At 42.4% G+C, this 10,532-nt stretch carries 13 protein-coding genes; all 13 read left to right on the top strand.

Going from position 1 to position 10,532, the window contains the following annotated elements:
- Positions 1 to 182 (top strand): hypothetical protein (locus EP1_RS13605; RefSeq protein WP_217994564.1); only part of this gene is annotated, 182 nt, incomplete at its 5' end.
- Between the two features lie 432 nt (positions 183 to 614).
- Positions 615 to 1,940, top strand: a complete 1,326-nt coding sequence (gene rsxC, locus EP1_RS08205; RefSeq protein ID WP_067626291.1) for an electron transport complex subunit RsxC — start codon at positions 615 to 617, stop codon at positions 1,938 to 1,940.
- Entirely contained in the window at positions 1,937 to 2,878 is a 942-nt protein-coding gene (locus tag EP1_RS08200) for an RnfABCDGE type electron transport complex subunit D (protein WP_067626289.1), read from the top strand. Before rsxC ends, EP1_RS08200 begins: the two co-directional genes overlap by 4 nt.
- A complete protein-coding gene (locus tag EP1_RS08195) occupies positions 2,875 to 3,432 on the top strand; it encodes an RnfABCDGE type electron transport complex subunit G (RefSeq protein WP_067626287.1) in 558 nt (185 codons plus the stop codon). The genes EP1_RS08200 and EP1_RS08195 overlap by 4 nt, the downstream gene beginning before the upstream one ends.
- Positions 3,433 to 3,444: 12 nt before the next feature.
- The gene (gene rsxE / locus EP1_RS08190) at positions 3,445 to 4,122 is read left to right on the top strand and encodes an electron transport complex subunit RsxE (RefSeq protein WP_067626285.1); all 678 of its coding nucleotides are present in this window, start codon (positions 3,445 to 3,447) and stop codon (positions 4,120 to 4,122) included.
- Positions 4,122 to 4,712: an electron transport complex protein RnfA gene (locus EP1_RS08185; RefSeq protein WP_067626284.1), complete on the top strand. Its 591-nt coding sequence runs from the start codon at positions 4,122 to 4,124 to the stop codon at positions 4,710 to 4,712. The genes rsxE and EP1_RS08185 overlap by 1 nt, the downstream gene beginning before the upstream one ends.
- Positions 4,713 to 4,724: 12 nt before the next feature.
- Positions 4,725 to 5,537, top strand: coding sequence for an RnfABCDGE type electron transport complex subunit B (locus tag EP1_RS08180; RefSeq protein ID WP_067626282.1), 813 nt, complete (start codon positions 4,725 to 4,727; stop codon positions 5,535 to 5,537).
- A gap of 665 nt (positions 5,538 to 6,202) precedes the next feature.
- On the top strand, positions 6,203 to 6,901 hold the full coding sequence (locus EP1_RS08175) for an LCP family glycopolymer transferase (RefSeq protein WP_067626280.1): 699 nt from the start codon (positions 6,203 to 6,205) through the stop codon (positions 6,899 to 6,901).
- 264 nt (positions 6,902 to 7,165) lie between these two features.
- Positions 7,166 to 7,402: a GlsB/YeaQ/YmgE family stress response membrane protein gene (locus EP1_RS08170; protein ID WP_067626277.1), complete on the top strand. Its 237-nt coding sequence runs from the start codon at positions 7,166 to 7,168 to the stop codon at positions 7,400 to 7,402.
- 140 nt (positions 7,403 to 7,542) lie between these two features.
- Entirely contained in the window at positions 7,543 to 8,607 is a 1,065-nt protein-coding gene (locus EP1_RS08165; protein WP_067626274.1) for a M24 family metallopeptidase, read from the top strand.
- Between the two features lie 191 nt (positions 8,608 to 8,798).
- Positions 8,799 to 9,356, top strand: coding sequence for an elongation factor P (gene efp / locus EP1_RS08160; RefSeq protein ID WP_067626272.1), 558 nt, complete (start codon positions 8,799 to 8,801; stop codon positions 9,354 to 9,356).
- 286 nt (positions 9,357 to 9,642) lie between these two features.
- Complete coding sequence (locus EP1_RS08155) at positions 9,643 to 10,068, top strand: Asp23/Gls24 family envelope stress response protein (protein WP_067626270.1); 426 nt, start codon at positions 9,643 to 9,645, stop codon at positions 10,066 to 10,068.
- The gene (gene nusB, locus EP1_RS08150) at positions 10,061 to 10,519 is read left to right on the top strand and encodes a transcription antitermination factor NusB (RefSeq protein ID WP_067626268.1); all 459 of its coding nucleotides are present in this window, start codon (positions 10,061 to 10,063) and stop codon (positions 10,517 to 10,519) included. Before EP1_RS08155 ends, nusB begins: the two co-directional genes overlap by 8 nt.
- Positions 10,520 to 10,532 lie beyond the last annotated feature (13 nt).

Genomic DNA, 10,532 nt, shown 5'->3' with positions numbered 1-10,532 from the left:
ATACTTACTATGGAGAAAGTATATATTGGAGAGGGAAAAGGGTCGAAAAAGACGGTTCAAGCAATGTGCGGACTGAGCATATTCTTTTACATAGGATAGGGCTAAAAACAGCCAAAACAGATTGCCTACAGGGATTAAACGCTGATTATAATTACGGAAATCAGGCTACTTATGAAAAATGAAAGAATTTCTATTATTTTATTGTGGAAGAAAATTTTGATTGAAAGATTCAGTAAAAGGTAACGGAGACAGTTTTGAAACGAGTCGCCACTCAATCAAAATGATCAGAAAAAAATTTGATTATGATCGAAGCGTGGTGTCACTTTTTGATCATAAAATCCGATTTTTTCAGCTGACTTTGTGAAAATTACTTACAATTATTACTGACTGTGCTATCATAAATATAGGAATATTCGAGAGGAAGTCGCTTCTGAAGTTTGTGAAAAAGTTATTTCAAAGGGAAAAATACTCTTCAAATTAAAGCAAAAATCACGGGTTGTTTCTTTTTTCACTCAAACCATATGATGGAGTTAGAATAACTATTTAAAGTAAGAAAATAAACCTAAAAAGATAATCAGATACACCGTTTAATTGATTTGGAAGGAGGCTTGTCGATGGATACAATAACAAAAGCGATCGCAAAGTTCAAAGGGGGCGTCAAGATTCCTTACAAAAAAAACACGGCAGAAAATGAAAGCGTTTTTATGGAGCCGCCGAAAATTGTGATGATTCCCATGCAACAACATATTGGCGCTGTGTGTGTACCTACAGTGAAAAAAGGCGACATTGTTACAGTCGGGCAAGTGATCGGTGATTCAGCGGACTTTGTCTCGGCACCGATTCATGCGTCGGTTTCCGGTAAAGTTAAAGGTATTAAGCCGCTATTAATGGCTAATGGAAAGACTTGCGATGCGATTCATATTGCCAGTGATGGTTTACCGGTAGAATTTCCTGAGGCGCGTCCGGTTGAGATTCACTCTAAAGAGGACCTGTTAACAGCGGCTCGTACTAGTGGGCTCGTCGGGATCGGTGGAGCGGGCTTTCCCATGCACGTGAAACTACAAGTTAAAGAGGAAACGCCGATTGATACGTTAGTCATTAACGGAGCAGAGTGTGAACCTTATATTACTTCAGATTATCGTGAAAGCTTGGAATACCCTGAGCGGATTATTGCCGGGATGCAAGTAATTATGAAATATTTACAGATCCCTCATGGAATCGTCGGAATCGAAAGCAATAAACCGAAAGGGTTGCATATTTTGCGTCAGCGCTTGAATGAACTGGCTGACGAAGATCCTAAGATCGATGTGATGGAGATTCCGTCTTTGTATCCGCAAGGAGCAGAAAAAATGTTGGTCTACGCGACGACTGGGCGCAAGATCCCCCCAGGAAAGTTGCCGTCGGAAGTTGGTTGTCTAATCATGAATATTTCGACGATTTCATTGTTTCAGCGTTACTTAGAGACTGGGAGGCCATTGACGCATAAACGGGTGACCGTTGATGGAAATGTTGCAGAACCTAAAAATGTTGTTGTACCAATCGGTACTTCCATCGGAGAAGTGATCGATTTTTGTGGCGGCTTGCGGAGTGAACCAAGCAAAGTGGTTTTAGGTGGTCCGATGATGGGGATTTCGCAATATGCTCTGGAGTTGCCGATCACTAAACAAACCAATGCAATCACGATCTTATCAGAAGCTCAGCATCTGCCGGAGGAATCACCTTGCATTCGGTGCGGTCGCTGTGTGGAAGCATGTCCGATGTTGTTACTGCCGGTTCAGATTGAACGGTGTACGCGAAATCAAGATGTCGCTGGCTTAAAGCGCTTAAATGTCTCGGCTTGTATGGAATGTGGTTGCTGTGCCTATGTCTGCCCAGCTGGTCGTCGTTTGGTGCAATCCATGAAACAAGCCAAATTGTTAGTAAGGGAGGTAGTTAAATGAATAAACTACCGGTTTCAATCTCCCCCCATTTGCACAGTGGACGCAGCAGTCAGAGCATCATGCTGGATGTGATCATCGCCTTGATTCCGGCAATGATCGCTGCTACTATTATTTTTGGTTTTCGCGCACTTCTATTAATTATTGTAACAGTAGCGGCCTGCGTCTTCAGCGAGTATGTGACGAGAAAAATCTTAAAACGGCAGGATACACTTTACAATCTGACCGCAGTAGTTACTGGAATTCTCTTGGCGTTGAATCTCCCAGTGACGCTACCGTTTTGGATGGCGGCGTTAGGTGGTGTGATCGCCATTGTGATCGTGAAGGAATTTTTTGGCGGCGTGGGACAAAATTTTGTCAATCCGGCCATTACCGCTCGAATCGTCTTGATGATGTCCTTTGCTTCCCAGATGAGCACTTGGCAGCCACCATTGAATTATTATATGTTTCGACCAGATGTGATCTCATCGGCAACTTATTTTTCCGCTGCTCAAAATGGTCAAAAGATTCCATCCTTAGTGGATATGTTTTTGGGGATTCGAGCGGGTAGCTTAGGTGAGACGTGTGCTTTCGCTTTACTGCTTGGCGGGCTTTATTTAGTTGTACGAAAAGTGATTTCACCAATCATTCCCCTCTTTTTTATCGGGACAGTCGTAGTGTTGTCTACTTTGCTAGGCGGTGATCCGCTGTATCAAATGATGTCAGGTGGCTTGCTATTAGGAGCGATATTCATGGCGACTGATTATACGACTTCACCGGTCACTAAAAAGGGGAAAATCATTTTTGCCATCGGCTGTGGAATCATAACCGTCTTGATTCGTTTCTTTGCTGCTTTACCAGAAGGGGTTTCTTACGCCATTCTACTAATGAATATTCTAGTGCCGCATATCGAGCGTTTGACGATTCCGAAAGTTTTTGGTGAGGAGGCGAAGCTAAAATGAAACATTCGAAAGTGATCATCACCGATGCGCTCTGTCTGTTTATTATCTGTTTAGTGATCACCTTTGCAGTGGCAGGAACTCGGGCGGTATTTAAAGACCGAATCGCCAAACAAGAATGGGATCAAACGCGCAGTGTGATGAGCCAGCTGATCCAGGCGGATGACTTTCAGGAAATCACCGTATCAGCTGGAAATCAAGGCTACAAGGCTATTGATGAAACCGGTGATACACTGGGCTATCTCTTTGTGACTAAGGCCTATGGTTACGGTAGCGATGTGAGTGTGATGAGCGCTATCAAAGAGGGAAAAGTTGTTGGAATGGATGTGCTGGACGCTTCAAATGAAACCCCCGGTCTTGGCCAAAATGTGACGAAAAAAGCTTTTACGAAACAATTCAACGGTCAAGATGCGACCCTTGAAGTAGTTAAAAATGATCCAACCAATAAAAATCAAGTCGAAGCAGTTACCGGGGCAACCAAGTCCTCTAATGCAGTAGCTGCCTCAGTCAAAGAAGCGCTAGTTCTTTTTGAGCAAGTCGCTAAATCAGAGAAATAGGGAGGGAGCGGAATGGAAAAAGAAAAAGCGAGCGCTATTTTTACGAAAGGCATCCTTACTGAAAATCCAGTGCTGCGATTGATGTTGGGGACTTGTCCTACGTTGGCGGTCACTACTTCAGCAATCAATGGATTGGGCATGGGCATCGCTGCGACGGTGGTTCTGTTAGGTTCCAATGTCATGATCTCCTTGTTGCGGAAGGTGATTCCCGATCGCGTCAGGATCCCAGCCTATATCACGATTATCGCAGGTTTCGTGACGGTCGTGCAGTTAATCGTAAAAGCATTGGCCCCGGCCCTTGATGCGACGCTCGGGATTTATTTACCTTTAATCGTAGTGAATTGTATCATTCTTGGCCGTGCAGAAGCTTATGCTAAAAATCATTCGGTGTTTCATTCGGCCTTAGATGGTTTAGGCATGGGTGTTGGCTTTACAGCAACCTTGCTTTGTATGGGGGGGATTCGTGAATTATTAGGCAGTGGCACTTTTTTAGGTTTCCCGATTACGGCGGGCGTTGTTCCACCGATGACGATTATGCTCTTACCCCCAGGAGGCTTTTTCGTTTTCGGAATACTGGTGATGGCAGCGAATAAACTGAGTGATCGAAAAACGGGCGAGCTAGATTGTACGGCTTGTCCGATTGCCGAAGCCTGTACAGTTGTTTGTGACGAAAAGGCAGGTGAGGGATAATGCAAATGTTTGTGACGATTTTAGTAGCAGGGATTTTGACGGATAACTTTGTTTTATCTCAATTTTTAGGGATTTGCCCGTTTTTAGGTGTATCCAAAAAATTGGATACAGCCGTCGGAATGTCCTTAGCAGTGACTTTTGTAATGGTTTTAGCGACCTTGGTGACGTATCCGATTTATGCATTCTTATTGGTTCCATTAGGTTTGGATTATTTACAGACGATTGTTTTCATTTTAACGATTGCAGCGTTGGTTCAGTTAGTCGAGGTTGTCATGAAACGGTATATGACGCCTCTATATAATGCATTAGGTATTTACTTGCCCTTGATCACTACTAATTGTGCAGTTTTAGGAGTGACCATCTTGAACTTTTCAAAAAATTACAGCTATGGGCAGTCGCTAGTCAATTCATTTGCGGCAGGTGTCGGCTTTTTATTAGCTATGGTAATTTTCGCCGGTGTGCGCGGTCGACTAGAAGGAAATGATATTCCAGAATCATTGCAAGGTCTGCCAATCACATTGGTGGCGGCAGCGATTGTTTCATTATCGTTTTTAGGATTTGCCGGGTTAGCAGAAGGATTATTCCAGTAAGGGGGCGTAAAAATGACAGAAATCATGATACCTATCGCCATTGTTGGTGGAATGGGATTGATCGCAGGTGTCATTCTTTCCCTTGCGACCATTATTTTTCATAAACCGGTAGATGAAAAGGAAGAGAAATTGCGCTCAGCTTTGCCAGGGATCAATTGCGGGGCTTGCGGTTTTTCCGGTTGCGATGGCTATGCCAAAGCGATGGCGCAAGGTACTGCCGGAGCAACCAATTGTACACCCGGCGGACCGACCACTCGCCAAGCTTTGTCAGAAATATTAGGGGTAGAGGTCGGTGAAATCGAAAAAGTCGCGGCTTTTGTCCGTTGCAACGGGACTTGTGAGCACACCAACAGCAAGATGGACTATGCTGGGACCACAACTTGCTACGGAGCCAATCAAATCTTTGGTGGTCAGCAGGAATGTCTTTTTGGTTGTATGGGCTATGGGGATTGTCAAGCCGTCTGTGAGTACGATGCTATCCAGATCGTCGATGGTATCGCCAAGATCAATCCGGCTAAATGTGTCGGATGCTTGAAATGCCTTGCCGCTTGTCCGAAAAATTTGATTAAGATGTTGCCGGCAGAAAATACCTCGATCGTCGCCTGTTCGAATCAGGACAAAGGCGGCGGTGTTCGCAAAATCTGTGATGTGGGCTGCATTACCTGCAAACGTTGTGTAAAAACGTGTCCGGAAAAAGCAATCAAGATCGAAAATAATGTCGCAGTGATTGATCCAGAACGGTGTATCAACTGTGGTGAATGCGTGGAAATTTGTCCACAAAACTGTATCTTACAAATGCCGGTAAAGGAAAAAATGCCTAGTTGATCGTAAAGAAAATTCTTTAAAAAAGAAGACGTTGAAGCTCTAAATATACAGAATTATCTGGACTGTGATTATCAAATCGCTGAAACTGGTGGTTTGGATCTAGTCGGGGGTGATGACGGTCATTTTTGAGAAAATTTACTGAAGTTTAGATCATTGATTAGGGTGTGCATCGGAGGAGCGATTGAATTAGGCAATGAAATGGTGAAAAGAAAGCTCAGATTATCAATAGGCTTTGGAAGGGCCAATCACAGAAGATATATCTGCTACTATTTTACGCTGGCAGCCAAGCAAACAGTCATCTTAGACCGTAAAGTGGGTAGCCAATTAGTATAAAATCAATCCTGGTAACTGTAAATGGTTTCCGGGATTTTTTGGTTGTTCTGTTGGTCGCTACAAGTATCAATGTTCTCAATTAAATCTTGCTTATGGTTAGTTTCTCAAAAAAGCAAGAAATGTTTCAATTTATTGCTATCTGGAAGTTAGTGAGCCGCTGTGGTTAGAAAGGTATAACCGAGCATGCTAATTTTATTAGAGAATAAAAGCAACAATTTTCTTATTTGTCGGATCACTGAAAAAAGCATCAAATTTCCGATATTTTTTCAGTCTTTTGACGGATGTTTTCTTTTGCGGTCTTTTATAAAATAGGCATAGAGAGGAAGAACGCCATGAAAGTTTTGTTTGTTTTTGATGACCAGCAGTACTCCAGTTTTTTTGTCTATGATTTAACTAGCGGCGTGAATAGTTTGTTGCGTGTTGCCCCCGAGATCAGAATCAGAAAATTGACTTTAGGAGAACTTTATACGCAAGTGCCCATCGAAAAATTTTTAGACTATTTTTCGCTGGCCTTTTCTATAGAAGTAAAAAAGTATTTGATTCTAAAAAAGGCAGATAGTTTGTTGGGGGTTAAAGAGGCGGGTTTAGAAGCGGACGGGAGAATGCCCCTGACGATTTACAAGGATTTTACGGCTTTGAAAAATGGCCAGCATTTTACTAAAGGGGAGCACCGCTTGACCTTGGCGGAAATCGATGCCTATATTAGTTACCAGATTGATCAGGATGGTCGCATCGATGTCTTTGAACGGCAGGAAGATCTTATTCGCTTAATGAAACGCAAAACGGTACGGCCGAGTCTAGCTTCGATCACGAATAATTATGGAACGGTCAAGGAGTATTCCGGCAGTAATCTCAACTTGAAGGATATGCTGAAGTTGGGGACGGGCTATTTAGCCAAAGGAAATGATCGAATGAATAAAATCAACGTGCCTGAAGCCGGAAGTTTTACTTTGCAAGGGAGCTTTCCTTATCAATTTGGGGCAGTTGATTGGACACAAAACTGTTTAAAACTGCGGTCGGATTTGCTTTGATCAAAAGTTATACACAGTATTACTTAAAAAGTGGGTTTTGTAGGTGGATTTAGCCGCTTACAATCAGACAAATCCCGTTGGATCAGCTTTTTTTAGCGTTTCACAACTGGGAAACTTTTAAAAAAAAACGCTGTCGAGGGCTTGACTTTCCTAATAAGCGTTTGGCTATCAGAAGTAAAAATCGCTATGGTAAACTTGTAATAAGATTTTTTTAACATGAAAAAAAGGTGTTAATTAGCAAATGCAGGACAAGGAGGAAAAATGATGATTTGGACATTAATTGTTGGCGCTGTAATTGGTGCGATCGGTGGGGGGCTTTCTGGCCGTGGAAAACAGATGGGCTGTATTTTTAATATTATTGCAGGATTGGTTGGCTCGTATGTTGGTCAAGCTGTTTTTGGTCATTGGGGACCACATCTAGCGGGCATGGCCTTGGTACCATCGATTTTAGGTGCGGTGATAGTTGTTGCGGTCGTTTCCTTTTTCACGGGCCGACGATAAGAGGAAAAACAGGTGTGACAAGATGTTTGTCACACTTGTTTTTTGTTTGAGGAAGGATTGCTTAAAGTCTTTTAGTTTTTCTAATCGTGTTCGTTCTGCTTTTTCCAACAATTTGTTATAATAGACAATGGGTGATAAGAATGATAAATCGAATCGAAAAATTACGAGCATTAATGAAAAAAGAGGTAATCGATGGCTATTTAGTGACTAGTTCAGCAAACTTACGTTATTTGACGAATTTTACGGGAACAGCAGGCATGGCTTTCATTACATTGGATCAAGCGTTCTTTATTACTGATTTTCGCTATACCGAACAAGCTAGTGAACAAGTACAGGGTATGACGATCTTGCAGCATCAAGGGGATATCGTCGGTGAAATAATCAAACTGATGGACAAGGAAAGTGTCAATGTCTTAGGTTTTGAGGATGCCTTTATGACCTATGCGGAGTATTCAATCTTTGAAGAAGTGATTGATGCTGAATTGGCGCCAGCCAGCGGCTTGATTGAAAAGTTGCGGGAACAAAAAGATGAAGGTGAAATCGCAATCATCCAAAAAGCTTGCGCGATCGCAGATGAAGGCTTTGAGCATGTGTTAAAAATGATTCGTCCGGGCATGACCGAGATCGAAGTAGCCAATCAACTGGATTTCTTTATGCGTTCACTAGGTGCAACGGGCACCTCATTTGACACGATCGTAGCTAGCGGGGCGCGTTCAGCGCTGCCGCATGGTGTGGCGAGTGAAAAAATGATTGAACAGGGAGAGTTGATTACCCTCGATTTTGGGTGTGTTTATCAAGGCTATGTTTCGGATATTACCCGCACCTTTGCGATTGGTGATCCGGGTCAGCAGTTGAAGGATATCTATCAGATCGTTTTAGCCGCACAGCAGAAAGTGCTTGAGGTAGCTCAAGCAGGTGTGACGGGTACGCAGTTAGATGCCGTGGCGCGGGACTTGATTACTGAGGCCGGTTATGGGGAAGCCTTTGGGCATTCAACAGGTCACGGAATCGGTTTAGAGATTCATGAAGGGCCGAATGTCAGCCGTTCAAATGAAGTGCGGTTGATGACTGGCAACGTCATTACGGATGAGCCGGGAATTTATTTAGCTGGTTTAGGTGGCGTTCGAATTGAAGATGACTTGGTGATTTTAGCAGAAGGTAATCGGGTATTGACTCATTCACCAAAAGAATTGATCATTTTATAGCCGTGAGTAGTGGTAGCGTAAGTAAACAAGAAATGATAAACTAGAACCAAATCTGAAAAGATCGGACAGTCACTTTGGCGATCACTTTTTAACTGAGTTTGTATGATTTAGGCGAAGTGGTGGACCATGTGAAAGTCGAACTCATTTTTTAATTAAAATGAATTCCTTAAAGTGAAGTAGGAGGAAGTATCATGATTTCAGTAAACGATTTTAAAACTGGCTTAACAATTGAAGTGGACGGAGGCATTTGGCGTGTAGTCGATTTCCAACACGTGAAGCCGGGAAAAGGTGCGGCCTTCGTTCGTTCAAAACTGAAAAACTTGCGGACTGGAGCGGTTCAAGAAAAGACGTTCCGAGCAGGAGAAAAAGTTGCGAAAGCCCAAATCGATAATAAAAAAATGCAATATCTTTATGATGACGGTGACAACTACGTCTTCATGGATATGCAAAGCTATGAACAAATCGAAATGCCGAAACAACAAGTGGCAGAAGAAATGCTGTATGTGTTAGAAAATACGGAATTGACCGTTATCATGTATGGTAATGAAGTTTTAGGTGTGGATCTACCGAATACAGTGATCCTTGAAGTAGCTGAAACCGAACCAAACATCAAAGGCGATACCTCATCCGGCGGTTCAAAACCAGCTGTGATGGAAACTGGCTTGACCGTCAACGTCCCGTTTTTCGTAAACCAAGGGGACAAACTGATCGTCAACACTCAAGATGGCAGTTACGTTTCACGAGCATAAAAGCAAGCAACGTATTTTTCTAGCGCTAGCAAAGAAAAAAAGTGTATAGTTGGATGATATACGGCATGAAGATCAGATTTATTTTTCTGAAGGAAAAATAAGTTCATTTGAAGGAATAAGGATGTCAGTCCAACTTTTTGCAGGATGCTAAACGTAAGAATGCAACGTATCTTTCTAGCGGTAGCTAAGAGAAAAAGTGTATAGTTGGATGATATACGGCATGAAGATCAGATTTATTTTTCTGAAGGAAAAATAAGTTCATTTGAAGGAATAAGGAGCGAGTAAGATGGCAGATGAAAAGAATTTAGTTTTAGGCGCAAGCCCAGAACTTGGCGAAATTATCATTGCACCAGAAGTAATCGAAGTAATCATCGGGATTGCAGCTTCCAAGGTTGACGGAGTCTACGGTATGCGTGGTTCTTTGACCAGTAATGTCACTGAATTGTTAGGTAAATCCGCTCATGGTAAGGGCGTTTACTTAAAAAATGACGAAGACGGCTTGAAAGTAGATATCTATTCTTACTTTGACTATGGCACTTCGGTGCCGAAAGTAGCGATGGCGATGCAAGACCGTGTGAAAGAACAAGTCTTGTTTATGACCGATGTTGCTTTGAGTGAGGTAAACATTCATGTTGTCGGTGTTGTTGCGGAAAAATTAGAACAACCAACCCTAGAAGAATTATTTAATGATGAAGAGGAAAATAATGAGTAAAGAATTATCACGTCATGAAATCCGCGAGAAAGCCTTACAGGCACTGTTTCCGCTAGATTTCAATCAAGAATTAACAAAAAAAGATGCCATCAACCATGCATTGAGTATTGATCAACAAGACTTTGTCAGCGAAGATGAGGAAGAATTTGTTCCGGTCTATCTTGATGAGTTGGTTGGCGGGGTGGTTGAACACCAAGCCGAACTAGATGAAATTATCCAAAAACATCTACGTTCTAACTGGTCGATTCAACGAATTGCCAAAATGGATTTGATTATCTTACGACTAGGAATCTATGAGATGTTATACAACACTCAAGTACCCAATCGCGTTGTTTTAAATGAAGCAATCGAACTAGCTAAAACTTTCAGCGATGACCAATCAAGAAAGTTCGTCAATGGAATCTTATCTAATGTAATGAAAGAGATCGATGAAGCTGGGGCAAATAGCTAATTTAGCTATTTTT

Source organism: Enterococcus pseudoavium NBRC 100491 (assembly GCF_001544295.1).
Classification (GTDB): Bacteria; Bacillota; Bacilli; order Lactobacillales; family Enterococcaceae; genus Enterococcus_A; species Enterococcus_A pseudoavium.
The sequence above is the reverse complement of the archived record's forward strand: the minus strand, read 5'-3'. Positions and strand labels throughout refer to the sequence as shown.